20 protein-coding genes, 2 tRNA genes and 2 pseudogenes are annotated in these 23,102 nt (G+C 71.1%); 9 read left to right on the top strand and 15 right to left on the bottom strand.

Going from position 1 to position 23,102, the window contains the following annotated elements:
* Complete coding sequence (locus RIU97_RS26710; protein ID WP_404960127.1) at positions 1-2,622, bottom strand: valine--tRNA ligase; 2,622 nt, start codon at positions 2,620-2,622, stop codon at positions 1-3.
* A gap of 139 nt (positions 2,623-2,761) precedes the next feature.
* On the opposite strand from RIU97_RS26710, the gene RIU97_RS26705 reads away from it, so the two are divergent.
* Both RIU97_RS26705 and RIU97_RS26700 read left to right on the top strand, forming a co-directional pair.
* The gene (locus tag RIU97_RS26705; protein WP_404960126.1) at positions 2,762-3,736 is read left to right on the top strand and encodes a hypothetical protein; all 975 of its coding nucleotides are present in this window, start codon (positions 2,762-2,764) and stop codon (positions 3,734-3,736) included.
* Positions 3,737-3,849: 113 nt separating this feature from the next.
* The gene (locus RIU97_RS26700; RefSeq protein ID WP_404960125.1) at positions 3,850-4,146 is read left to right on the top strand and encodes a hypothetical protein; all 297 of its coding nucleotides are present in this window, start codon (positions 3,850-3,852) and stop codon (positions 4,144-4,146) included.
* A 73-nt stretch (positions 4,147-4,219) separates the two neighbouring features.
* Here the strand turns inward: RIU97_RS26700 and clpX are convergent, their stop codons facing one another.
* From clpX to RIU97_RS26675, 5 genes are all read right to left on the bottom strand, one after another.
* Positions 4,220-5,506 carry an ATP-dependent Clp protease ATP-binding subunit ClpX gene (gene clpX / locus RIU97_RS26695; protein WP_301371147.1) on the bottom strand — a complete coding sequence of 429 codons (1,287 nt, stop codon included), beginning with the start codon at positions 5,504-5,506 and terminating at the stop codon, positions 4,220-4,222.
* Positions 5,507-5,659: 153 nt separating this feature from the next.
* The gene (locus RIU97_RS26690; protein WP_150257432.1) at positions 5,660-6,325 is read right to left on the bottom strand and encodes an ATP-dependent Clp protease proteolytic subunit; all 666 of its coding nucleotides are present in this window, start codon (positions 6,323-6,325) and stop codon (positions 5,660-5,662) included.
* A gap of 54 nt (positions 6,326-6,379) precedes the next feature.
* Positions 6,380-6,997, bottom strand: coding sequence for an ATP-dependent Clp protease proteolytic subunit (locus RIU97_RS26685; protein WP_030026957.1), 618 nt, complete (start codon positions 6,995-6,997; stop codon positions 6,380-6,382).
* Between the two features lie 276 nt (positions 6,998-7,273).
* On the bottom strand, positions 7,274-8,668 hold the full coding sequence (gene tig, locus RIU97_RS26680) for a trigger factor (protein WP_404960124.1): 1,395 nt from the start codon (positions 8,666-8,668) through the stop codon (positions 7,274-7,276).
* A gap of 188 nt (positions 8,669-8,856) precedes the next feature.
* Positions 8,857-8,933: transfer RNA gene (locus RIU97_RS26675), tRNA-Pro, on the bottom strand.
* 167 nt (positions 8,934-9,100) lie between these two features.
* Here RIU97_RS26675 and RIU97_RS26670 point away from each other — a divergent pair.
* Together RIU97_RS26670 and RIU97_RS26665 are read left to right on the top strand one after the other, a co-directional pair.
* Positions 9,101-9,171 (top strand) — tRNA-Gly (locus RIU97_RS26670).
* Between the two features lie 95 nt (positions 9,172-9,266).
* Entirely contained in the window at positions 9,267-9,803 is a 537-nt protein-coding gene (locus RIU97_RS26665) for a hypothetical protein (protein ID WP_404960123.1), read from the top strand.
* 35 nt (positions 9,804-9,838) lie between these two features.
* On the opposite strand, the gene RIU97_RS26660 is transcribed toward RIU97_RS26665, so the two are convergent.
* From RIU97_RS26660 to RIU97_RS26650, 3 genes are all read right to left on the bottom strand, one after another.
* On the bottom strand, positions 9,839-10,033 hold the full coding sequence (locus tag RIU97_RS26660) for a hypothetical protein (protein WP_404960122.1): 195 nt from the start codon (positions 10,031-10,033) through the stop codon (positions 9,839-9,841).
* Positions 10,034-10,209: 176 nt separating this feature from the next.
* Positions 10,210-10,665 (bottom strand): HD domain-containing protein, encoded by a 456-nt coding sequence (locus RIU97_RS26655; protein ID WP_404960121.1) that lies wholly within the window; start codon positions 10,663-10,665, stop codon positions 10,210-10,212.
* Positions 10,662-12,050, bottom strand: a complete 1,389-nt coding sequence (locus RIU97_RS26650; RefSeq protein WP_404960120.1) for a pyridoxal phosphate-dependent decarboxylase family protein — start codon at positions 12,048-12,050, stop codon at positions 10,662-10,664. Before RIU97_RS26650 ends, RIU97_RS26655 begins: the two co-directional genes overlap by 4 nt.
* 402 nt (positions 12,051-12,452) lie before the next feature.
* Here RIU97_RS26650 and RIU97_RS26645 point away from each other — a divergent pair, with 402 nt between their 5' ends.
* Together RIU97_RS26645 and RIU97_RS26640 are read left to right on the top strand one after the other, a co-directional pair.
* Positions 12,453-13,100: a DUF4232 domain-containing protein gene (locus RIU97_RS26645; RefSeq protein WP_404960119.1), complete on the top strand. Its 648-nt coding sequence runs from the start codon at positions 12,453-12,455 to the stop codon at positions 13,098-13,100.
* Entirely contained in the window at positions 13,097-13,699 is a 603-nt protein-coding gene (locus RIU97_RS26640) for an AAA family ATPase (protein WP_404962948.1), read from the top strand. Before RIU97_RS26645 ends, RIU97_RS26640 begins: the two co-directional genes overlap by 4 nt.
* Positions 13,700-13,704: 5 nt before the next feature.
* Here RIU97_RS26640 and RIU97_RS26635 read toward each other — a convergent pair.
* Positions 13,705-14,231: pseudogene (locus tag RIU97_RS26635) on the bottom strand (ABC transporter ATP-binding protein); the annotation flags it as partial.
* A gap of 20 nt (positions 14,232-14,251) precedes the next feature.
* Positions 14,252-15,394: a PP2C family protein-serine/threonine phosphatase gene (locus RIU97_RS26630; RefSeq protein ID WP_404960118.1), complete on the bottom strand. Its 1,143-nt coding sequence runs from the start codon at positions 15,392-15,394 to the stop codon at positions 14,252-14,254.
* Between the two features lie 117 nt (positions 15,395-15,511).
* Between RIU97_RS26630 and RIU97_RS26625 the strand changes: the two are divergent.
* A pseudogene (locus RIU97_RS26625) lies at positions 15,512-16,746 on the top strand (GNAT family N-acetyltransferase).
* 25 nt (positions 16,747-16,771) lie between these two features.
* Here the strand turns inward: RIU97_RS26625 and RIU97_RS26620 are convergent.
* Positions 16,772-17,581, bottom strand: a complete 810-nt coding sequence (locus tag RIU97_RS26620; RefSeq protein ID WP_404960117.1) for an Fpg/Nei family DNA glycosylase — start codon at positions 17,579-17,581, stop codon at positions 16,772-16,774.
* A gap of 70 nt (positions 17,582-17,651) precedes the next feature.
* Positions 17,652-18,137 carry a ribose-5-phosphate isomerase gene (locus RIU97_RS26615; RefSeq protein ID WP_250739491.1) on the bottom strand — a complete coding sequence of 162 codons (486 nt, stop codon included), beginning with the start codon at positions 18,135-18,137 and terminating at the stop codon, positions 17,652-17,654.
* Positions 18,138-18,356: 219 nt separating this feature from the next.
* On the opposite strand from RIU97_RS26615, the gene RIU97_RS26610 reads away from it, so the two are divergent.
* Positions 18,357-19,790 (top strand): amino acid permease, encoded by a 1,434-nt coding sequence (locus RIU97_RS26610; protein ID WP_404960116.1) that lies wholly within the window; start codon positions 18,357-18,359, stop codon positions 19,788-19,790.
* 127 nt (positions 19,791-19,917) lie between these two features.
* On the opposite strand, the gene RIU97_RS26605 is transcribed toward RIU97_RS26610, so the two are convergent.
* Positions 19,918-20,502 carry a biotin transporter BioY gene (locus RIU97_RS26605; protein WP_404960115.1) on the bottom strand — a complete coding sequence of 195 codons (585 nt, stop codon included), beginning with the start codon at positions 20,500-20,502 and terminating at the stop codon, positions 19,918-19,920.
* Positions 20,503-20,812: 310 nt separating this feature from the next.
* Between RIU97_RS26605 and RIU97_RS26600 the strand changes: the two genes are divergently transcribed.
* A complete protein-coding gene (locus tag RIU97_RS26600; RefSeq protein ID WP_404960114.1) occupies positions 20,813-22,210 on the top strand; it encodes an amino acid permease in 1,398 nt (465 codons plus the stop codon).
* A gap of 72 nt (positions 22,211-22,282) precedes the next feature.
* On the opposite strand, the gene RIU97_RS26595 is transcribed toward RIU97_RS26600, so the two are convergent.
* Positions 22,283-23,065 (bottom strand): SDR family NAD(P)-dependent oxidoreductase, encoded by a 783-nt coding sequence (locus RIU97_RS26595; RefSeq protein WP_404962947.1) that lies wholly within the window; start codon positions 23,063-23,065, stop codon positions 22,283-22,285.
* Positions 23,066-23,102 lie beyond the last annotated feature (37 nt).

Raw genomic sequence — 23,102 nt, 5'->3', positions numbered from 1 at the left:
CTAGGCGGCGGGCAGCGCGTCCAGCTGGGCCTGGAGCCGCGCGATGTCCGCCCCGGCCTTGGCGAGCCGGCCCTTGATCTTGTCCACGACGTTGTCGGGGGCCTTGGCGATGAACGCCTCGTTCCCGAGCTTCGCCTCGGCCTGCTGCTTCTCCTTCTCCGCGGCCGCGAGGTCCTTGGAGAGGCGCTTGCGCTCGGCGGCCACGTCGATCGTGCCCGACAGGTCGAGCGCGACCGTGGCACCGGCGACCGGCAGGGTCGCGGTGGCGCTGAAGGCCTCGCCCTCGGGCTGCAGGCGCAGCAGCTGGCGGATGGCGCCCTCGTGGGCGGCCAGCGCCGTACCGGTCAGGTCCAGGCGGGCCGGGACCTTCTGGCCGTCCTGCAGACCCTGCTCCTTGCGGAACCGGCGGACTTCGGTGACGACGGCCTTGACGAGGCCGATCTCGGCCTCGGCGGCCTCGTCGCGGAAGCCGCTGTCGCTCGGCCAGTCGGCGATCACCAGGGACTCACCGCCGGTGAGGGTGGTCCACAGCGTCTCGGTGACGAACGGGACCACCGGGTGCAGCAGCCGCAGCATGACGTCGAGGACCTCGCCGAGGACCCGGCCGGAGACCTGGGCCTGCTCGCCGCCCGCGAAAAACGTCGTCTTCGACAGCTCGACGTACCAGCTGAAGACCTCGTCCCACGCGAAGTGGTACAGGGAGTCCGACAGCTTCGAGAACTGGTAGTCCTCGTAGAAGGCGTCGACCTCGGCCACGGTCTTGTTGAGCTGCGACAGGATCCAGCGGTCGGTCGCCGACATCTGCTCGGGGGCCGGCAGCTCGCCCTCGATCGTGGCGCCGTTCATCAGCGCGAAGCGGGTGGCGTTCCAGATCTTGTTGGCGAAGTTCCGGGAGGCCTGGACCCAGTCCTCGCCGATGGGGACGTCGACGCCCGGGTTCGCGCCGCGGGCCAGCGTGAAGCGGACCGCGTCGGAGCCGTAGGTGTCCATCCAGTCCAGCGGGTTGACCGCGTTGCCGAAGGACTTCGACATCTTCTTGCCGAACTGGTCGCGGACCATGCCGTGCAGGGCGATGGTGTGGAACGGCGGGACGCCGTCCATCGCGTACAGGCCGAACATCATCATCCGGGCGACCCAGAAGAAGAGGATGTCGTAGCCGGTGACCAGGACGGAGTTCGGGTAGAACTTCGCGAGGCTCTCGGTCTGCTGCGGCCAGCCGAGGGTGGAGAAGGGCCACAGGCCGGAGGAGAACCAGGTGTCGAGGACGTCGGTGTCCTGGTGCCAGCCTTCGCCCGCCGGCGGCTGCTCGTCCGGTCCGACGCAGACGACCTCGCCGTTCGGGCCGTACCAGACGGGGATGCGGTGGCCCCACCACAGCTGGCGCGAGATGCACCAGTCGTGGAGGTTGTCGACCCAGTCGAAGTACCGCTTCTCCATCTCCTGCGGGTGGATCTTGACCTTGCCGTCGCGGACCGCGTCACCGGCGGCCTTGGCGAGCGGACCGACCTTGACCCACCACTGCATGGACAGGCGCGGCTCGATGGTGGTCTTGCAGCGCGAGCAGTGGCCGACGGAGTGGGTGTACGGACGCTTCTCGGCGACGATCCGGCCCTCGGCGCGCAGCGCGGCAACGATGGCGGAGCGCGCCTCCAGCCGGTCCAGGCCCTGGAAGGGGCCGTGAGCCGTGATGATGGCGTGCTCGTCCATGACGGCGAGGTTCGGCAGGTTGTGGCGCTGGCCGATCTCGAAGTCGTTCGGGTCGTGCGCCGGGGTCACCTTGACGGCACCGGTGCCGAACTCCGGGTCGACGTGCTCGTCCGCGACGACCGGGATGCGGCGGCCGGTCAGCGGCAGCTCGATCTCGGTGCCGACGAGGTGCTTGTAGCGCTCGTCCTCCGGGTGGACGGCGACGGCGGTGTCGCCGAGCATCGTCTCGGCGCGGGTGGTCGCGACGACGATGGACGTGTCGCCCTCGCCGTAGCGGATCGAGACGAGCTCGCCCTCGTCGTCCTGGTACTCGACCTCGATGTCGGAGATCGCGGTGAGGCACCGCGGGCACCAGTTGATGATGCGCTCGGCGCGGTAGATCAGCTCGTCGTCGTAGAGCTTCTTGAAGATGGTCTGGACGGCCTCGGAGAGACCCTCGTCCATCGTGAAGCGCTCGCGCGACCAGTCCACACCGTCACCGAGGCGGCGCATCTGGCCGGAGATCTGCCCGCCGGACTCGCCCTTCCACTGCCAGACGCGCTCGACGAACGCCTCGCGGCCCAGGTCGTGCCGGGACTTGCCCTCCTTGGCGAGCTCGCGCTCGACGACGTTCTGGGTGGCGATGCCGGCGTGGTCCATGCCGGGCTGCCACAGCGTCTCGAAGCCCTGCATGCGCTTGCGGCGGGTCAGGGCGTCGATCAGCGTGTGCTCGAAGGCGTGGCCCAGGTGGAGCGAGCCCGTGACGTTCGGCGGCGGGATGACGACGGTGTACGCCGGCTTCTCGCTCTTCGCGTCGGCCTCGAAATACCCACGCTCTACCCAGCGCTCGTAGAGCTTCCCCTCTACCTCGGCCGGCGCGTACTGGGTCGGCAGTTCGGAGTTGGGGCTGCTGGGTGTCTGCGTGTTCTCGGTCACGGACCACAGTTTAGGGCCGTAACAGTCCAGTCATGAAACCGGTAATGAGGGGGCCCGCCGCCCCGGCCCCCACCGGCTTCCGCCAGGATGTGTGGAACGGATAAGCAGACAGAGAAGCAACCTCATTGGGGGACGCGGGATGAGCTACAACCAACCAGGGCCCTACGGGCAGCAGCCCCAGCAGCCGGGACCGTACGGGCAGCAGCCCCAGCAGCCCGGCCCGTACGGGCAGCAGCCCCAGCCCGGTCCCTACGGCCAGCAGCCCCCGCCGCCGGGTCCGTACGGCCAGCCCGCCCCCCAGCCCGGTTACGGCTACCCGCAGCAGCCGGGCGTGCCGCCGCAGGGCTACCCGCAGCAGCCGCCGACGCCGGCGTACGGCTACCCGCAGCAGGCCCCGTACGGCGGCCAGCCGCCGAAGAAGTCCAAGGCCGGCGTGATCATCGGCGTGGTCGTCGCGGTCGCGGTCGTCGCGGGCGCCGGCTGGTACTTCACGCAGGGCGGCGGCGCGGGCGGCGACATCGCGGCCGACACCAAGGGCTACAAGCTGGCCTATCCCGCCTCGGTCGACAGCTACCAGAAGGCGCCGGACACCGCCGGTGCCCCCGCGGCCGACGCCCCGGTCACCGGGGAGGGCAAGGCCAAGGCCGAGGCGCTCGGCGTGCAGAACGCACACAACGCGACTGCCAGGTACCAGATCGGTGCGGACGGGAAGGGCAAGCAGTTCGCGGCCAACGGCCTCTGGGGCGAGATCGCCGACCCCGAGAAGGCGGTCGACAGCTACTACGCCGGGATCGGCCAGAACAACAAGGAAACCGAGAAGGTGCTCGGCTTCAAGTACGAACTGGTCGGCACTCCGAAGGAGTTCACCCCGGCCGGCTTCAAGGGCGCCGTGATGAAGTGCGCCAACGTCAAGATGATCAGCACCAAGCCCGGCACCGCCAAGACACCCAAGGACGTCGAGATCCCCTCCTGCGCCTGGGGCGACCACTCGACGCTGGTCGGCATCAACGCCGTCGATCCGGTCGCAGCCGCGCTCGGCGGGAGCAGCGGCACCCTCGACGAAGTCGCCGCGCTGACGGCGAAGCTCTACAACACCGGCCGGACCAAGGCCTGATCAACCGGTAGGGGTCCCTCAGCCGTCCGGGCGGCGGCATTTACGCCCTCCGGTCGATCGCATGATCTAATGCCGCTCGACCGATGTTGATCATCAATTCACCGGGGACTCCTGTGGCACCTGTACGGACCAAGCGACTCGTTGCATCCTTCTTCCTGACGGCGGCAGTCGTCATCACGCCGCTGGCCGTTGCGGCGCCCGCATCGGCAGACGGCCACGACTGTGCGGCGACAGCGCGGGCACTGGGCTACGTGGTCGGACCCAAGGTCGCCGCCGCCTGCGGCTTCGAGGCCGAGCAGCCCACCTTCTCCCGTCCGTGGGCCCAGCCCCACAACTCGTGCATGACCCGCCTCGCGAACGCCGGCATCAGCAACTGGAACCACCGGTTCGGCATTTGCATCCAGGCCTGACGCTCAGCCGTTTTGCACAGAAGGGGCGCCCCGACCGGGGCGCCCCTTCTGCGTACTGCTGTCTGCGTGCCGGCTACGCCGACTTCTCGTGCGGGCCCTGGTCCTTCGGGACGATCCTCGGGACCAGCGTCGGGTTGACGTTGGAGCGGACCACGTCCGAGGTGATGACCACGCGGGCCACGTCCTTGCGGGACGGGACCTCGTACATCACCGACATGAGGACCTCTTCCATGATGGCGCGCAGGCCGCGCGCGCCCGTCTGGCGGAGGATCGCCTGGTCGGCGATGGCCTCGAGGGCCTCCCGCTCGAAGTCCAGCTCGACACCGTCGAGTTCGAACAGCCGCTGGTACTGCTTCACCAGGGCGTTGCGCGGCTCGATCAGGATCTGGAGCAGGGCCTCGCGGTCCAGGTTGTGGACGGAGGTCAGCACGGGGAGGCGGCCGATGAACTCGGGGATCATCCCGAACTTCACCAGGTCCTCCGGCATGACCTCCTGGAACTGGTCGCTGGCCTCGATCTCGCGCTTCGAGCGGATCGTCGCCCCGAAGCCGATGCCCTTGGCGCCCGCACGCGACTCGATGATCTTCTCCAGGCCGGCGAAGGCGCCGCCCACGATGAAGAGCACGTTCGTCGTGTCGATCTGGATGAACTCCTGGTGCGGGTGCTTCCGGCCGCCCTGCGGCGGGACGGAGGCGGTGGTGCCTTCCAGGATCTTCAGGAGGGCCTGCTGCACGCCTTCGCCCGAGACGTCGCGCGTGATCGACGGGTTCTCGCTCTTGCGGGCCACCTTGTCGATCTCGTCGATGTAGATGATCCCGGTCTCGGCCTTCTTGACGTCGTAGTCGGCGGCCTGGATCAGCTTCAGCAGGATGTTCTCGACGTCCTCGCCGACGTAACCGGCCTCCGTCAGCGCCGTCGCGTCGGCGATGGCGAACGGGACGTTCAGCATGCGGGCCAGGGTCTGCGCGAGCAGCGTCTTGCCCGAGCCCGTGGGGCCCAGCAGCAGGATGTTGGACTTCGCGAGCTCGATCGCGTCGTCCCGGCCCTGCGCGCCGCCGTTCTCGCCGGCCTGGACCCGCTTGTAGTGGTTGTAGACCGCTACCGAGAGGGCCTTCTTCGCCGGCTCCTGGCCGACGACGTAGCTCTCCAGGAACTCGTAGATCTCACGGGGCTTGGGGAGTTCCTCCCACCGGACCTCGGAGGTCTCCGCGAGTTCCTCTTCGATGATCTCGTTGCAGAGGTCGATGCACTCGTCGCAGATGTACACACCGGGTCCTGCGATGAGCTTCTTCACCTGCTTCTGGCTCTTTCCGCAGAACGAGCACTTGAGCAGGTCGCCGCCGTCACCGATGCGTGCCACGAGGTGCTTCCCCTTCGCCTGGGAGACGCCTGGTTCAGCGCTCCTGGTGCCTCATATCCGACGGTACCTTGCCGGGGGCCCCGTGCGGGGCCCCCTTGACGTGGTTCACATCGCCGAATCCGGCGGCGGTTCCACGCCAACTGACGGCAAGGATCAGTGGGAGTTCTTGCGGGTCGAGACGATCTGGTCGATCAGGCCGTACGCGAGCGCGTCCTCGGCCGTGAGGATCTTGTCGCGCTCGATGTCGTCGCGGATCTTCTCGATCGGCGTCGTCGAGTGCTTGGCCAGCATGGTCTCCAGCTGGTCGCGCATGCGCAGGATCTCGTTGGCCGCGATCTCGAGGTCCGAGAGCTGCTCACGGCCGGTGCCGCCGGACGGCTGGTGGATCAGCACGCGGGCGTTCGGGAGGGCCATGCGCTTGCCGGGGGTGCCGGCGGCGAGCAGGACCGCGGCGGCGGAGGCCGCCTGGCCCATGCAGACCGTCTGGATGTCCGGCTTCACGAACTGCATGGTGTCGTAGATCGCCGTCAGCGCGGTGAAGGAGCCGCCGGGGCTGTTGATGTAGATCGAGATGTCGCGGTCCGGGTCCATCGACTCCAGGCACAGCAGCTGCGCCATGACGTCGTTGGCGGAGGCGTCGTCGATCTGCACGCCGAGGAAGATCACGCGCTCCTCGAAGAGCTTCGCGTACGGGTCGTACTCGCGCACGCCCTGCGAGGTGCGCTCGACGAAGCGCGGGATGACGTAGCGGTTGTCCACCTGCGGGCCGGTGTAAAGGCCGCTTGCGGAGAAGTTGTTCTGCATCTGGGTGTTCACCATCCTGGTGGCGTTCTGCGGGCTGTCGACTGCTGGGTGCTGACGGTGGTGCCGGGATCAGGCCCCGGTGCCGCCGCCGCCCGGAACGTTGGACGCGGCCGAGATGATCTCGTCGATGAGGCCGTAGTCCTTGGCCTCCTCGGAGGTGAACCAGCGGTCGCGGTCACCGTCGCGGATGATCGCCTCGACGGTCTGGCCCGAGTGGAACGCGGTGATCTCGGCCATCCGCTGCTTGGTGCGCAGCAGGTACTGGGCCTGGATCTTGATGTCCGACGCGGTGCCACCGATGCCGGCGGAGCCCTGGTGCATCAGGATGTCGGTGTTCGGCAGGGCGAAGCGCTTGCCCTTGGCGCCACCGGTGAGCAGGAACTGCCCCATCGAGGCCGCCATGCCCATGCCGATGGTCACGACGTCGTTGGGGATGTACTGCATGGTGTCGTAGACGGCCATGCCGGCCGTCACCGAGCCACCGGGGCTGTTGATGTAGAGGTAGATGTCCTTCTCCGGCTCGGCGGCCAGGAGCAGGAGCTGCGCGGTGATCTTGTTGGCGATGTCGTCGTCGACCTGCTGGCCGAGGAAGATGATGCGCTCGCCGAGCAGCCGGTTGTAGACATGGTCGCCGAGGCCGCCACCGATGGACGGCTCACCCGCGGCGTAAGGCTTCAGATTCGTCACGTATCCACCTGCTCGTCTCCGACGGCCATGTGCCGTCTCAGCGTCTCGTTCTGGGGCGCGGTCCGGCCGATGCGGACGAGTCCGCCGACGCCCGGGTACTCACGTGCCCTCGTATTCATGGACCCTAACGCGCAGGTCGGACAACACCATCCCGCTTCCCGAACTGTTCGCTCGGAGCGCAAGCTCCCGGGGCCTTCCGGGCACCGTGCCGAAGGGCCCGGACGCGGCTGCGTCCGGGCCCTTCGGGGCACTGCTCAGTGGGCTGCGCCCGGGGGGTTACTTGGCCTCGTCGGCCTTGACCTCGTCGTCGCCGTCGACGGTGGCCTCGACGGTCTCGGCGGCCGTCTCGACCTCGTCCTCGTCGTCGGACAGGTCCACGACGTCACCGTTGGTGTCGACGACCTTGGCGGCCTCGACGACGACCGCGAGGGCCTTGCCGCGGGCGACCTCGCCGACCAGCATCGGAACCTGGCCACCCTCGACGACCGCCTGGGCGAACTGGTCGGGGGACATGCCGGAGGACTGGGCACGGCGCATGAGGTGCTCGGTGAGCTCCTCCTGGTCGACGCCCAGCTTCTCCTTGTTGACCAGCGCGTCGAGGACGAACTGGGTCTTGATGCCCTTGATCGCCTGCTCGGAGGTCTCGGCGTCGAACTCCTCGACCGTCTTGCCCTGGAACTCCAGGTACTTCTCGATGGTCAGACCCATCTGGCCGAGCTGGTGGTGCTCCAGGTTGTGCTTGCGGGTCTGGACCTCGTCCGCGAGGAGCTTCTCGGGGATCGGGACCTCGACGAGCTCCAGCAGCTTCTCCAGGACGCGCTCCTGGGCCTGCGTGGCCTGGTCGTACTGCTTCATGTTCTCGAGGCGCTTGCGGCTGTCCGCCTTGAGGTCCTCGAGGGTGTCGAACTCGCTCGCCATCTGCGCGAACTCGTCGTCCAGCTCCGGGAGCTCCTTGGCGGAGACCTTGGTGACCTTGACGGTGACCTCGGCGTCCTTGCCCTCGGCGGAGCCGCCCTTCAGCTGGGAGGTGAAGGTGGCCTCGCCACCGGCCTCCAGGCCCGTGACGGCCTCGTCGATGCCCTCGAGGAGCTCCCCCGAGCCGATGGTGTACGAGACGTCGGAGGCGACGCCGTCGGGCAGCACCTCGCCGTCGACCTTGGCCTCCAGGTCGATGGTGACGACGTCACCCTCGGCGGCGGCGCGCTCGACGTCCTTGGTGGAGCCGAAACGGCCGCGCAGCTGCTCGACCGACTTCTCGACGTCCTCGTCGGAGACCTCGACGGCGTCGACCTCGACCTCGATGCCGGAGTAGTCCGGGATCTCGATCTCGGGACGGACGTCGACCTCGGCGGTGAAGGCCAGCAGTTCGCCGTCCTTCAGCTCCGTGATGTCCACCTCGGGCTGGCCCAGCGGGTTCAGGTCGGCCTCGTTGACGGCCTCGGTGTAGAACTTCGGGAGGGCGTCGTTGACGGCCTCCTCCAGCACCGCACCGCGGCCGAAGCGCTGGTCGATGACGCGGGCCGGGATCTTGCCCTTGCGGAAGCCCTTCACCGTGACCTGCTGGTTGATCTTCTTGTACGCCGCGTCGAGGCTGTCCTTGAGCTCCTCGAAGGGCACCTCAACAGTGAGCCGAACCCGAGTCGGGTTCAGGGTCTCCACGGCGCTCTTCACGGTTCGGTCTCCTTGTGGCTGACTTCTGGGGGATCTGCCGTCTCGCTGCGATTCAGCGGTTCAGCGGACTTCGGCCCGGTACATCAGACACACGGGCACGCAGCTTGCATAGTAGCCGCAAGCGGCAATCAGCCCACAACGCGATCTTGCGGCCCGCCCTCGAAAGATCCCGAGGGGGACACTGATGGTGGTCGGGGTGGCCGGATTCGAACCGACGACCTTCCGCTCCCAAAGCGGACGCGCTACCAAGCTGCGCCACACCCCGTCGGTGCGACACGTAGGGTACATGCCCGGAGACCCTCTGATGTGCGGGTTTCCCGATGCGTTTCGGGCCGGTCCCGGGCGTGGGCGCGAAATGTGGTGTGCGCTCCCCCTGTACGACCCGCTAGGATGCTGTCCGTGCCGCGGTCCCCGACCTACGGCGCGCGCGTTGCGGGTGTAGCTCAATGGTAGAGCACTAGTCTTCCAAACTAGCTACGCGGGTTCGATTCCCGTCACCCGCTCTGAAGACGGAAGGGCCAGGTCAGAGGATGTTTCCTCGGCCTGGCCCTCCGTCGTTTCCGGGGCATGCAGGCCGCGAACTCAGGGATGGCAGAACGTGAGCAGGAGAAGCATCGGGGCCGCGTGGGCGGCTGCTGCGGGGGTCGCGGTGCTCGCGGGCGTCCTCGCCGTGGGCGGGGCCGTCCTGGCCCCGGCCGCGGAGGACCACGGGTACGGCTGGATACGGGAACCCGCGGGCGCGAAGGTCCCGGCGCGGGTGGGGGGTGATCCCTCGCGCGGCACGGTCGCGGCCGAACTCGCCGCCGCCGCCACCGCGGCCGGGCTCACCCCGGGTGCCGCGTCCCCCGCCGAAGAGGGGGAACTCGCCGACTGCATCGCGGACTGGACGGGCGACGGCCCCGCCGACGACGGCCGGCTCGCGGCCCTCGAAACCGCCCTGGAGGAACGCGGCTGGCAGGTCACGGCCCGCCAGGGCGGGCCCGCTCCGGCGGTGGCCCTGACCAGCGGCTCGTGGCGCCTGCAGTTCACCAACGGCGGTCTCGTCGACACCCTTTCTCTGGTGGCCACCCGCTCCGGCCGGACCTGCGACGAGGCCTTCCGCCGCGCCAAGGCGACCCGGGGCCCGCTGGGCTGACCACGCCCCGCCCGCACCGCACGCGGCTGGACCGTTCAGAACTTGATGTTCGAGATCATCGTCGCGAGGGAGTTGAGGAAACGGTTCACGTCGTCCGCGATGGAGCTGGACGCCAGGAAGAAACCGAAGAGGGCCGCGACGATGGCGGGGCCCGTCTTGATGTGGTTGCCGCGGATCAGCACCACCAGGATGACCGCCAACAGAACCACCACTGACAGCGAAATGGCCACTACTGATCACACCTTCGGTCGTCCCCTGGTCGGCCCGGGGCGCACGGCCAGGCACACCCCCACATGGACCATCCTCCCACCAACGGGCCCCGGCTATCCGCCCCGTGACGAATCGCCGCGGTTCCGTTTCCGCCAACCACATGTGCGCCCGGCATGTTTCGGGCGCGGGGTCCGGGTCATGGACTGGTGAGGCCCAGCAGGGAGCGGACATACGCGTACTTGGCGGACAGCCGCTCGCGCGTGGGGGCGTCCAGTACGGAGAGGCGTACGGGGTCGGCGTTGTGCGCGAGGTCGGCCTCCTTGACGAGGAGGGCGCCGGGGGTGGCGAGGATGCGGGCCGTGTACTGCTCGACCGGTTCGCCGGGGCGCTTGGTGACCGCGAGGACCATGTCCTTCACCGACTGCGGCAGGGCGGCGGAATCCAGCCAGGTGAGGCTGAGGGCCTCGTCCTCGATGGAGTCGTGGAGCCAGGCCGCAGCCTGCTGTTCGGGGGTGCCGCCGCGCAGGCGGACGCCTTCGGCGACGGCCGCGAGGTGCTCGGCGTAGGGCCGGCCCGCCTTGTCGGTCTGCCCTTCGTGCGCGGTGCGCGCGAGGGCCTCGACCTCGATGAGGGTCAGGGGGCTGTCCGTCATGCGATCTCCCTTGCCGCCGCGCCGAGGGCCTCCGCGGCCCGGCGTGCATCCGCTTCCGTCGTACGCCAGTTGGAGAACGCGGCGCGCAGGGCCGCGGTTCCCCCGTACACGGTCGGAGTGACGAAGACCTCGCCGGCCGCCGCCTCGCGCAGGGCGGTCAGCCGGGCCGGGGTGGGGTCGGCGGCGAGGGTGAAGCAGACGACGTTGAGGCGGACCGGGGCGAGGACGGTGAAGGCGGGGTCCTCCTCCAGTGCGGCGCCCAGCGCGCGGGCGCAGGCGATGTCGCGTTCGACGATCTCCCGGTGGCCTTCGCGGCCGTACGCGCGGAGGGTGAACCAGGCGGCCAGCGCGCGCAGCCGGTGGGAGTTCTCCGGGGTGAGGTGGACGAGGTCGGGGTGGTCGCCGAGGGGGCCGAGGTAGGCGGCGGAGTTCTGGAAGACGCGGGCCTGCAGATCGCGCCGGCGGGTGAACTGGACCGCGCTGTCGTAGGGGACGTTGAGCCACTTGTGCAGGTCGACGCAGACGGAGTCGGAGGCGTCGAGTCCGGCGGCGAGGTGGGCGTGGTCCGGGGAGAGGGCGGCGAAGGCGCCGAAGGCGGCGTCGGTGTGCAGCCAGAAGTCGTGCCGGTCGCGGAGGGCGTCGATGGCGGGGAGGTCGTCGAAGTCGACGGTGTTGACGGTGCCCGCGTTGGCGACGACGACGGCCGGGCCGGGGGTGTCGGCCAGCGCGCGGTCGAGGGCGGCCGGGTCCACGGCCTCGCGGCCGGGCAGCGTCGGGACCGTGACGAGGGAGCCCCGGCCCAGGCCGAGGACCGCGAGGGCCTTGCCGATCGAGGAGTGCGGGGCGCCGGACAGGACGCGGACCCGGCCGAGCGCGGCGGCGCCGTCCTCGGCCGGGGAGACGCCGAGGCGTTCGCCGAGCCATTCGCGGGCGATGGCGAGGCCGGTGGTGTTGGACATGGTGGCGCCGGAGACGACGGTGCCGGTGTGGGCGGCGGAGAGGCCGAAGAGGTCGCGGAGCCAGCCGGTGGTTTCGCGTTCGAGGTCCTGGCCGGCGCCGTCGAGGGCGGAGTTGGAGTTCTGGTCGTGGGCGGCGGTGAGCCAGTCTCCGGCGAGGGCGGCGGGGGTGCCTCCGCCGGTGACGAAGCCGAGGTAGCGGGGGCCCGCGGAGGCCGACAGCCGCGGTTCCCAGCGCTCGCGGAAGGCGGCGAGGGCGGCGTCCGCGCCCGTGCCGTGCTCGGGGAGCGGTTCGGGGTCGAGCGGCTTGCCGGCGGGCGGTACGACGGGCCGCTCGTCCAGGGACGCGAGGGCGTCGGCGGCGGCGCGGCGGGTGGCGTCGAGGAGGTCGGGGAGCCGGGCGAGGTCGGCGGCGAGCGTGCGGTCCATGGGGGCACGGTAGGCGGGCCGCCACCTGCCGGGGCGGGCCAATCCGCGCGGATTGGCCCGCGTGTCGGCGCCGCCGGCCGGGCCGAACCGCGGGAACAACCCGCCGGGCGGCACCTCCGGGGCCCGCCGGGTCAGGGGTGCGGGCGGCGCAGCAGGCGGGCCGGGCGGAGCGGGCGGGCCGGGCGGGCGGGCCGGGCGGGCGGGCCGGGCGGGCGGGCGGGCTGGGCGGGCGGGCGGGCTGGGCAGCGCAGGCGGGCCGGGCAGCGCGGGCAGGCCGGGCAGCGCGGGCGGGCCGGGCGGAGCAGGCGGGCCGGGCGGAGCAGGCGGAGCGGGTGGGCCGGTCCTGGTGGGTTGGGCCGCTCCGGCCACCGGGGGCGGCACGCGCCGTCGTAGGCTCGGCGGGTGATCGCGAAGCGGTGGATGGGTGGCGTTGTCGGGGGCGTGGTCGTCTCGGGGCTGCTGGCGGGGGTGGCGGGGTGCAGTACTCCGCCGGCGCCGCGGGCCGCGCCGGGGCCGACCTTCGGGCCGCAGGTGAAGTCCACGCAGCAGGGCACGGAGGCGCGGCCGAACCGGAACTCGCCCGCCCCGGAGGCGAGGCCGGACGAGAAGTGCCCCGAGGGCGGGGTCCGGCTCGTCGAGACGGGCGGGGACGCGGCCATGGGGCTGCGGGTGGAGGGATTCCAGCTGGTCAACTGCGGTACGGAGCCTTACGTGCTGGAGGGGTACCCGGAGGTGTCGCTGCGGGACGGGCGCAACGATCCGCTGGAGGTCACGGTGGAGCACGGCGCGGCGGGAATCACCACGGGCGTGCCGAACATCGAGGCGGCCCCGCAGCCGGTGACGCTGGCGCCGGGACAGGCCGCGTCGTGGTGGGTGGTGTGGCGTAACCTCGTCACCGACGCGGCGGTGACGGCCACGACGGTGCCGGTCCTGGAGATCGCACCCCGCCCCGGAGCGCCCCGGCTGTGGCTGCGGCTGGCCCGGCCGTTCGACCTCGGGAACACCGGGAAGCTGGGGATCGGCCCGTGGACGGCGGTGGCGGACCGGTGATCGTCTGGCTCAACGGGCCCTTCGGCGGCGGCAAGACGCAGACGGCGTACGAGATGCACCGGCGGCTGCCGGGCAGCGTCGTGTGCGACCCCGAGCACGTCGGTTTCGGGCTGCACCGGATGCTGCCGCCCGGGCTGCGCGGCGATTTCCAGGACCTGACGGCCTGGCGCCAGGGGGTGTTCGAGGTGCTGGACCTCGCGGCGCGGCGGCATCCGGGCGTGGTGCTGGTGCCGATGACGGTCACCGAGCCGTCCTGTTTCGCGCAGACCGTGGGGCGGCTGCGCGAACACGGGCACGACGTACGGCATTTCGCGCTGCTGGCGCAGCGGGAGACGGTGCTGCGGCGGCTGCGCGAGCGCGGGCTGGGCCGCGGGCTGAAGCGGGAGAGCTTCGCGGTGTCCCGGCTGGACGGGTGTCTGGAGGCACTGCGCGCGCCCGAGTTCGCGCAGCACCTGGCCACCGACCGGCTGACCGTGTCCGAGGTCGCCGACCGGGTGGCCGCCTCCTCGGGGCTGGACCTGGCCCCGGACACCGACGGCCCGCTGCGGGGCCGGATCCGGCGCGCGCTGGTCGGGGTACGGCACATTCGCTTCGACTAGGAGGGTCAGGCTGCCGCGGGAGCGGGGGTGCGGCGGGCGGTGAGTGTGGTCATCCGGGCGGCGACGGTCGTGGCGGGGCTGCGCGGGATCCGGTCCGCGATCAGGCCGTCGGCGAGGAAGAGCACCTGGTCGGCGTGGGCGGCGGCGGCCGGGTCGTGGGTGACCGTGACGACGGTGGCGCCCATGGAGTCGACGGCGTCCCTGAGGAGTCCGAGCACCTCGGCGGCCGTGGTGGTGTCGAGGGCGCCGGTGGGTTCGTCGGCGAAGACCACGTCGGGCCCGGTGACCAGCGCCCGGGCGAGGGCCACGCGCTGCTGCTGGCCGCCGGACAGTTCGGCGGGGACCGGCCGCCCCTGCCCTCCAGGCCGACGCGGGCGAGCAGGTCGGCGGCGCGGGCCCGCCCCTGGTGCGCGGACCGGCCGCCGGCGAGCCGCATCGGGAGGAGCACGTTCTGCTCGACGGTCAGCGACGGCAGCAGGTTGAAGGCCTGGAAGTTGAAGGCCTGGAAGACGAAGCCGAGGCGGCTGCGGCGGGGGGCCAGCCCCACCCCGGTCAGGCGGAGCGGCGGATGAGCAGGAGGGCGCGGTCGTCGTTGACGTCCTTGGCGACCTTTTCGATGAGGTGCCAGGCGGCGCCTTCCCAGCCGGAGGCGACGTAGCGGTCGGCCTCGCCCGTGAGGCGGTCGATGCCCTCGCTGATCTCGCGGTCGGAGGTCTCGACGAGGCCGTCGGTGAAGAGCATCAGGACGTCGCCGGCACGGAGGTTTCCGCGGGCGGGGATGAATTCGGCGCCGTCGTAGACGCCGAGCAGCGGGCCCTCGCCGGACTTCTCCTGCCAGCGGCCGGTGCCCGCGGAGAGCTGGAGGGCGGGGAGGTGGCCGGCCGAGAGGAGTTCGTAGTCGCCGGTCTCCAGGTCCAGGACGAGGTGGATGGAGGTGGCGAAGCCCTCGTCCCAGTCCTGGCGGAGCAGGTAGCCGTTGGCGGCGGGCAGGAATCCGTGCGGGGGCAGGGCGCCGAGCAGTCCGCCGAAGGCCCCGGACAGCAGCAGGGCCCGGGAGCCCGCCTCCATGCCCTTGCCGGAGACGTCGGTCAGGACGATCTCCAGGGTGCGGCCGCCGTTGGTGCGGGCCGCGACGACGAAGTCGCCGGAGAAGGACTGGCCGCCGGCCGGGCGCAGGGCCATCTCGCGGTGCCAGCCGCGCGGCAGGCCGGGCAGTTTGCTCTGGACGCGGATCCGCTCGCGCAGGTCGAAGAGCATGGTGCCGCCGCGCCGCCAGGGCACGCCGACGCGGCTGCGGAACTGGGCGATGACCAGTCCGAAGAACCCGCAGGCGGCGACGACGAGGACGGTTCCGGGGGTGACGCGCGCCGGGCCCTGGGTATACGGACCGAGCACGAGGGCCTCGACGATGAGTGCGGCCGCGGAGGCGGCGTACAGGCCGAGCAGGCTGGCGGGGCGCAGCAGCAGCCCGCCGGCCACGATCGGCAGGACGAGGGCCGAGGGCGAGAACCAGACCGGCAGCATCATCGTGCCGCAGGCGATGGCGGGGACGGTCAGGAGCAGCCCGGCGAAGGCGAGCCAGTCGGAGGCGTCGCCGCGGAAGTAGTCGACCGCGGATTTGCGCAGGGCGGTGCGGCCCCGGTGCGACAGCATGCGCATCCGGGCCATGAGGGTCTCCACGCGTGCTCCGGCCATTGCTTCGGGACCTTATCCATCCTGGCTGTGGATGCGCAGGGGTACCCCCGGACCTGGGGCCCCCGGGCGCCCGAAAACACTTCGACCGGGGCGGAATGCCCTGATAGGGATGACCGCATGGCTCTTGAGATGCGCGTATTACAGGCTGATGAGTGGGATGTCTGGTACGACCACCTGGAACTGGCGTTCGGCGGTGTGCCCGAATCCCCCGAGGAGCGAAAACTCTACAAGTCGCTGACGGAAGCGGAACGCTCCCTCGGCGTCTGGGACGGCGCCGCGTGCGTCGGCTCGGCCGCCGCCTTCAGCTTCCGCCTCTCCGTGCCGGGCGGGGCGGCCGTCCCCGCGGCCGGCGTCACGATGGTGGGCGTCTCCCCCACCCACCGCCGGCGCGGGGTGCTCAGCTCCCTGATGCGCCGGCAACTGGACGACGTCCGGGCGGGTGGCGAACCGCTCGCCGTGCTGACGGCCTCGGATCCGGCGATCTACGGGCGGTTCGGCTACGGCACGGCGACGTACGCGCTGGAAGTGGACATGGACAAGACCCGGGTACGGCTCTCCGTGCCGCCGGGGACGGACGAGGTGCGGCTGCGCCTCGTCGACCCGCGGGAGGCGCTGGCCGACTGCGAGCGGGTGTACGCGGCGCTGGTCCCGCGGCGGCCGGGCATGCCGGCCCGGCAGCCGGGCTGGGAGGGGCAGCCGCTGCTGGACCCGGCCGGGCAGCGCTCCGGTTCGTCCCCGCTGAAGTGCGTGATCGCCGAGCGGGCGGACGGTGAGGTGGCCGGGTACGCCCGCTACCGGGTGAGGGCGGACTGGGACCGGTCCGGCTCGGACGGCAAGGTCGAGGTGAGCGACCTCGACGCGCTGGACCCGGCGGCGACCGCGGCGCTGTGGCGCTTCCTCTTCTCGATCGACCTGACCTGGAGCGTACGGGCGTCCCGGCGGCCGGTGGACGATCCGGTGCTGCACCTGGTCACGGACGTACGGAGGTCGCAGCCGCGGGTCCGGGACTCGCTGCACGTACGGCTGGTGGACCTGGCGGCGGCGCTGGAGGCGCGGACGTACGGGGCTCCGATGGACGTGGTCCTGGGGTCGAGGACCTCTTCTGCCCGTGGAACGCGGGGCGGTGGCGGCTGGTCGCCGACGGCAAGGGCGCCGCCCGCTGCACGCGGACCGAGGAGCCGGCGGACCTGGAGCTGTCGGTCCGGGAGCTCGGGTCGGCGTACCTGGGCGGGTTGACGCTCACCTCGCTCGCCGCGGCCGGCTTCGTGCGCGAACTGCGCCCGGGCGCCCTGACGGAGGCCTCGCGCGCCTTCGCCGGTGACGTGGCCCCGTGGCTCCCGCACGGCTTCTAGTGCCGGTTCCGGTGCCGGGGCCCGCCTAGCGCTGCTGGCAGGCCGGGCACCAGAAGAGGTTGCGGGCGGCGAGATCGGCGGTACGGATCTCGCCCCCGCAGATGTGGCAGGGCAGGTTCGCCCTGCGGTAGACGTACACCTCGCCGCCGTGGTCGTCCACCCGCGGCGGCCGGCCCATCGCCTCGGGCAGGTGCTCGTCGCGGACGGTGTCGATGCGGTTGTTGCGCACGCCCTCGCGCATCAGGGCGGCCAGGTCCGCCCACATGGCGTCCCATTCGGCGCGGGTGAGGTCCTTGCCCGCGCGGTACGGGTCGATGCCGTGGCGGAAGAGGACCTCGGCGCGGTAGACGTTGCCGATGCCCGCGACGATCTTCTGGTCCATCAGCAGGGCGGCGACGGTGGTGCGGGACCGGGAGATCCGGGCCCAGGCCCGGCCGGGGTCGTCGCCGCGCCGCAGGGGGTCCGGGCCGAGCCGCTCGCTTATCGCCCGCTTCTCCTCGTCGGTGATCCACGCGCAGGTGGTCGGGCCGCGCAGGTCCGAGAAGTACGCGTCGTTGGCCAGCCGCAGCCGGACCGTGTCGGTGGCCGGCGGGGCGGGTGCGGGGCCGAGCGCGTACTTGCCGAAGAGTCCGAGGTGGATGTGGATCCAGCCGCTCTCCTCGAACCCCAGGAAGAGGTGCTTGCCGTGGGCGTCGACGCCGTCCAGGATCCGGCCGTCGAGCAGGGCCGCGCTCTCTGCGAAACGCCCCTGGGGGCTGCTGACGGCGACCTCCCACCCGGCGAACCGCTGCAGGTGGTCCTGCGCGAGGCGGTGGATCGTATGCCCCTCGGGCACGGCGAACTCCTGAGAAGAATGAAAACGGCCGTGCCACCCCCCGCAGGGAGCGGCACGGCCGGAAGCGGGATCAGCCCTGCGGGTGGTGGGCCGGGATCGGAGGGAGCTCGCCGGTCGTCTCGTAGGCGGAGAGCATGTCGATGCGGCGGGTGTGCCGCTCCTCGTCGGAGTACGGGGTCTTCAGGAAGGCGTCGATGAAGCTGACGACCTCGTCCTGGGTGTGCATGCGGCCGCCGACGGAGATGACGTTGGCGTTGTTGTGCTCGCGGCCCAGCTCGGCGGTCTGGACGCTCCACGCGAGGATGGCGCGGATGCCCTTGACCTTGTTGGCGGCGATCTGCTCGCCGTTGCCGGAGCCGCCGATCACGATGCCGAGGCTGCCGGCGTCCGCGGCGGTCTTCTCCGCCGCGCGGAGGCAGAACGGCGGGTAGTCGTCCACCGCGTCGTAGATGTGGGGCCCACAGTCGACGGGCTCGTGGCCGTTGTTCTTGAGCCAGTCCACCAGGTGGTTCTTGAGCTCAAAGCCGGCATGGTCGGATCCGAGGTACACGCGCATGGGACGAGTGTGGCACGAAGGCGCCCGGCGGCCCGCAGGGGGTGTCGCGTAAGTCACTTCTAAAGCTCAAGTAAACCCAAAGAGCGCAGATGGGACACGGCAGGACCTTGGTCCGGGACGTTCGTCCAAACGCAACGATCCGGATTGAGGTCTTCCGTCCTGCGTTCATCTCAGGTTTGAATGCCGGGGCTCGCAACCCGAGAACCTAAGGATCCGTCCATGAGCTCCACGACGACCCTCCAGAAAGAAGGCAACCCCACCGGCAACTCCGGTGAGGGCCAGCCCTCCGATGGTCTGAAGGCCGGTCTCAAGAACCGCCACCTGTCCATGATCGCCATCGGCGGCGTCATCGGCGCCGGCCTCTTCGTCGGCTCCGGTGGCGGTATCGCCAAGGCCGGTCCCGCCATCCTGATCTCCTACGCGCTGGTCGGCGCGATGGTCGTCTTCGTGATGCGGATGCTGGGCGAGATGGCCGCCGCCAGCCCGAACTCGGGCTCCTTCTCCGCCTACGCCGACCGGGCGCTCGGCCGCTGGGCCGGCTTCTCCATCGGCTGGCTCTACTGGTTCTTCTGGGTCGTCGTGCTCGCCGTGGAGGCCACCGCCGGTGCCGCCATCCTGGAGAGCTGGATCCCGGCCGTCCCGCAGTGGGGCTGGGCGCTGATCGTGATGGCGGTGCTGACCGCCACCAACCTCGGCTCGGTCGCCTCCTACGGCGAGTTCGAGTTCTGGTTCGCGGGCATCAAGGTCGTCGCCATCGGCGCGTTCGTGATCGTCGGCATGCTGGCCGTCTTCGGCCTGCTGCCGGGCTCGGACAACCCGGGCGCGGGCTTCGCGCACCTGACCGACGCGGGCGGCTTCTTCCCCAACGGCTACGGCGCGGTCCTCACCGGCGTGCTGATGGTCGTCTTCTCCTTCATGGGCAGCGAGATCGTCACCCTGGCGGCCGGCGAGTCGGAGAACCCCCGCAAGGCGGTCACCCGGGCCACCAACTCCGTCATCTGGCGGATCGGCGTCTTCTACCTGGGCTCGATCTTCATCGTGCTGACCCTGCTCCCGTGGAACGACAAGTCGATCACCGAGAAGGGCTCGTACGTCGCCGCCCTGGACTCGATCGGCATCGCGCACGCCGGCACGATCATGGAGGTCATCGTCCTGACCGCCGTGCTGTCCTGCCTGAACTCGGGCCTCTACACCGCCTCCCGCATGGCCTTCTCGCTCGGTGAGCGCGGCGACGCCCCCAAGGCGTTCGCCAAGGTCAACTCCCGTGGCGTGCCGGTGGCCGCGATCCTGGGCTCCACGGTCTTCGGCTTCGTCGCCGTCTACTTCAACTACGCCTTCAAGGACACGGTCTTCAACTTCCTGCTGAACTCCTCGGGTGCCATCGCGCTCTTCGTCTGGCTGGTGATCTGCTTCACCCAGCTGAAGATGCGCGGGATCCTCGTCCGCGAGGCCCCGGAGAAGCTGACCGTGAAGATGTGGCTCTTCCCGTGGCTGACCTGGGCCACCGCCGCACTGATCATGTTCGTGATCGGCTACATGTTCGTGGACGACGCCAACCGCGAGGTCGTCACCCTGTCCACCCTGGTGGCCGGCGTGGTCGTGCTGGTCGGTGTGGTGCTGGACTTCCGCCGCAAGCGGGCGCTGCAGGGCTGACCCCTTGCACCCGTACGTACGCCGGAGCCCGGCCCGCCAGTGATGGCGGGCCGGGCTCCGGCGCGTTGTGGAGACTGCTCAGCCGGGGACTGCTCAGCCCGGGGACTGCTCAGCCGGGGACTGCCGGTCAGCCGCGGCGGCCGACCAGCTTCCAGACGGCCGGCAGGACTCCCATGGCCAGCGCGGCCTTGAGGGCGTCGCCGATCAGGAACGGAACCAGGCCCTTCGCGACGGCGACGCCGAGGGACATCCCGGTGGCGGCCATCAGGTACGGCACGCCCACCGCGTAGATCACGGCCGAGCCCAGCACCATCGCGCCGGCCATGCGCAGGACCGAGCGGTCGGCGCCGCGCCGGGCGAGGGCGCCGACGAGGGTGGAGGCCAGCAGCATGCCGAGGACGTACCCGAAGGTCGCGCCGCCCGCACCGGAGCCGCCGTCCGCGAACCACGGCACGCCGGCCATGCCGACCAGGGTGTAGAGGGCGAGCGAGAGGAAGCCGCGGCCGGCGCCGAGGGCGGTGCCGACGAGCAGCGCGGCGAAGGTCTGACCGGTGATCGGCGCGGCCAGGCCGTCGACGTGAACGGAGATCTGGGCGGCCAGCCCGGTGAGCGCGGCGCCGCCGGCGACGAATGCGATGTCGCGGACGCGGCTCGCGGGCAGCAGGTCGGCGAGGACGGCGCCGGACCGGAGGGAGACGGAAGCAGTGCTCATGAGGGGGCTCCGCGTGAGGGTGGCCCCAGCGGTGGCTGGGGGGACGGGAGTGGCAGGACGATCACCGACGTTAGTCCGCGGTCCACCGCGCCCTCACCGTCGCCCGGGACAAAGCCCCGCTCCCCGCTTTGGTGGGGATGTCACAAAGCCGGCTCCCCCACCCGAGTCGACGTGATCCTCGTCACGAGGAACAGGAGACGACACGTCCGTTTTGCGCGGACGGCCGCCGCTCAGTGAGACTGTAGGGTCCCGCCAATCCTGTTGCGGAGCCCACACCACCGCTGGGCCGAACGAGAGTACGAGCACCCTCATGCGTGAGCCCCTGCAAGAAGCACCTCCCACGACGGGCGACCTGCCCGCGGAACCACTGAGCCACAGCCTCAAGCAGCGCCACCTGACCATGCTGGGCCTGGGCGGCGTGATCGGCGCCGGGCTCTTCGTCGGCTCCGGAGCCGGCATCGGCATCGCCGGCCCCGCGATCATCTGCTCCTACCTGCTCGCGGGTGTCCTCGCGATGCTGGTGATGCGGGCGCTCGGCGAGATGTCGGCCGCGATGCCCGCCTCCGGCTCCTTCTCCGTCTACGCGGAGAAGGCGCTCGGCCGCTGGGCCGGTTTCTCGGCGGGCTGGCTGTACTGGTTCCTGCTGGTCGTGGTGCTGGCCGTGGAGGCCACCGGCGCGGCGAAGATCGCGAACGGCTGGGTGCCCTCGATCGACCAGTGGGTCTGGGTGCTGCTGTTCATGGTGGTCTTCACCGTGAGCAACCTGGCCGCGGTGAAGAACTTCGGCGAGTTCGAGTTCTGGTTCGCCGCCCTCAAGGTCGGCGCGATCGTGCTCTTCCTGATCCTCGCCACCCTCGCGATCTTCGGCGTCCTCCCGGACACGGACCCGGTCGGCACGGCCAACCTCACCGGCCACGGCGGCTTCTTCCCCGAGGGCTTCGGCGGAGTGGTCGCCGGCATGCTGGCCGTCATCTTCGCCTTCGGCGGCCTGGAGGTCGTCACCATCGCGGCCGCCGAGTCGGACGACCCCGCGCGGTCGGTGTCCCGGGCGGTGCGCAGCGCGGTGTGGCGCATCCTCTTCTTCTACGTCGGCTCGATGGTGGTCATCGTGACCCTGCTGCCGTGGGACTCGCTGAAGCCGGGCGAGAGCCCCTACGTCGCGGTCCTCGACTCGATCGGCATCCCGGCGGCCGGTCAGATCATGAACATCGTGGTGTTCGTGGCTCTGCTGTCGGCGCTGAACGCGAACTTGTACGGGTCCTCGCGCATGGTGTTCTCGCTGGCCGAGCGCGGCGAGGCGCCGAAGTCGCTGCTGAAGGTCTCGGGCGGCGGCGTGCCGCGGCGCGCGGTGTTCGCGTCGGTGGCCTTCGGCTTCGTGTCGGTGGTGCTGAACCTGCTGTGGCCGGACACGATCTTCCTCTACATGCTCAACGCGGTCGGCGCGGTGCTGCTGTTCGTGTGGGCGCTGATCGCGGTCTCCCAGCTGAAGCTGCGCCGGATCATCGAGCGGGACATGCCGGAGCGGCTGACGCTGCCGATGTGGCTGTTCCCGTACGCGACCTGGGCGGCGCTGATCGGGATGGCGGCGGTGCTGGTGCTGATGCTGTTCGACGACTCGGCCCGGCCGCAGCTGCTGTGGTCCACGGGTGCGGCGGCCCTCGTCCTCGTGGTGGCCTTCGTACGGGAGCGGCGCACCCCGAAGCCCTGACCGGCCCCCGGCCCAGGGCCGGAAACCCGTGCGAAGGCCCCCCGCGCACCCGGCGCGGGGGGCCTTCGCGCGTCAGGTGCGCAGGTACGAGGCTCCGTTGACGTCGAGCACGGTGCCCGAGCTCCAGCGCGCGGCGGGCGAGGCCAGGTGCAGCACGGCGGCGGCGACCTCCTGCGGGGTGCCGACCCGGCCGAACGGGCTCTGCGCCCGGATCCGCTCGCCCTCCTCCCCCTCGAGCCGCCCGGCGACCCGCTCGGTGGCCACGAAGCCGGGCGCCACGGAGGCCACGGCGATGCCGTGCGGGGCCAGGGAGACGGCGAGGGACTGGCCGAGTGCGTGCAGGGCCGCCTTGGTGGCGCCGTAGGCGGGGTGGTCGGGCTCGCCGCGGAACGCCCCGCGCGAGCCGATGTTGACGACGCGGCCCTCCCGCCGGCCGGCGATCATGCGGCGGGCGACGCAGTGGGTGAGGTTGGCCGGGGCGAAGAGGTTCACGGCTGCCGTCTGCCGCCAGGCCTCCTGCCAGTCGGCGTACGAGGTGGTGGCCAGCGGGTGCGCGAGCATCACGGCGGCGTTGTTCACGAGGACGTCGATGCCGGCGAGCGCCTCCTCGGTCTCGGCCGCGAGGGCTTCCACGCGGGCCGGGTCGGCGAGGTCGCCGCTGACGAGGACGTGGCCCTCGCCCGGCAGGTCCGCGAGGGTGCGCTCGGCGTCCGCCTGCCGGACCGTGCAGTGCACCGCCACCCGGTCGCCCCGCTCGGCGAAGGCCGTGGCGATGGCCCGCCCGATGCCCCGGGAGGCTCCGGTGACGAGCACCCCCCGGCCCGTGGCGGCCAGTTCCCGTATGCCGTGGTCCATTCGTCCGTCCACCGGTCCCCCTGTCGTCGCGTCACCC

The sequence above is a fragment of the Streptomyces sp. 147326 genome, from assembly GCF_045000215.1.
Taxonomy (GTDB): Bacteria; Actinomycetota; Actinomycetes; order Streptomycetales; family Streptomycetaceae; genus Streptomyces.
Note: the sequence above shows the minus strand (reverse complement) of the source record. Positions and strands in the feature narration are given on the sequence as shown.

Excerpts from the sequence above, each read along its gene's own strand:
- RIU97_RS26705 (WP_404960126.1), top strand. The coding sequence starts at position 2,762 with ATGAGCTACAACCAACCAGGGCCCTACGGGCAGCAGCCCCAGCAGCCG.
- RIU97_RS26690 (WP_150257432.1), bottom strand. The coding sequence starts at position 6,325 with ATGGTGAACACCCAGATGCAGAACAACTTCTCCGCAAGCGGCCTTTAC.
- RIU97_RS26655 (WP_404960121.1), bottom strand. The coding sequence starts at position 10,665 with ATGACGGACAGCCCCCTGACCCTCATCGAGGTCGAGGCCCTCGCGCGC.
- RIU97_RS26650 (WP_404960120.1), bottom strand. The coding sequence starts at position 12,050 with ATGGACCGCACGCTCGCCGCCGACCTCGCCCGGCTCCCCGACCTCCTC.
- RIU97_RS26630 (WP_404960118.1), bottom strand. The coding sequence starts at position 15,394 with ATGGCCGGAGCACGCGTGGAGACCCTCATGGCCCGGATGCGCATGCTG.
- RIU97_RS26615 (WP_250739491.1), bottom strand. The coding sequence starts at position 18,137 with ATGCGCGTGTACCTCGGATCCGACCATGCCGGCTTTGAGCTCAAGAAC.
- RIU97_RS26610 (WP_404960116.1), top strand. The coding sequence starts at position 18,357 with ATGAGCTCCACGACGACCCTCCAGAAAGAAGGCAACCCCACCGGCAAC.
- RIU97_RS26605 (WP_404960115.1), bottom strand. The coding sequence starts at position 20,502 with ATGAGCACTGCTTCCGTCTCCCTCCGGTCCGGCGCCGTCCTCGCCGAC.
- RIU97_RS26600 (WP_404960114.1), top strand. The coding sequence starts at position 20,813 with ATGCGTGAGCCCCTGCAAGAAGCACCTCCCACGACGGGCGACCTGCCC.
- RIU97_RS26595 (WP_404962947.1), bottom strand. The coding sequence starts at position 23,065 with ATGGACCACGGCATACGGGAACTGGCCGCCACGGGCCGGGGGGTGCTC.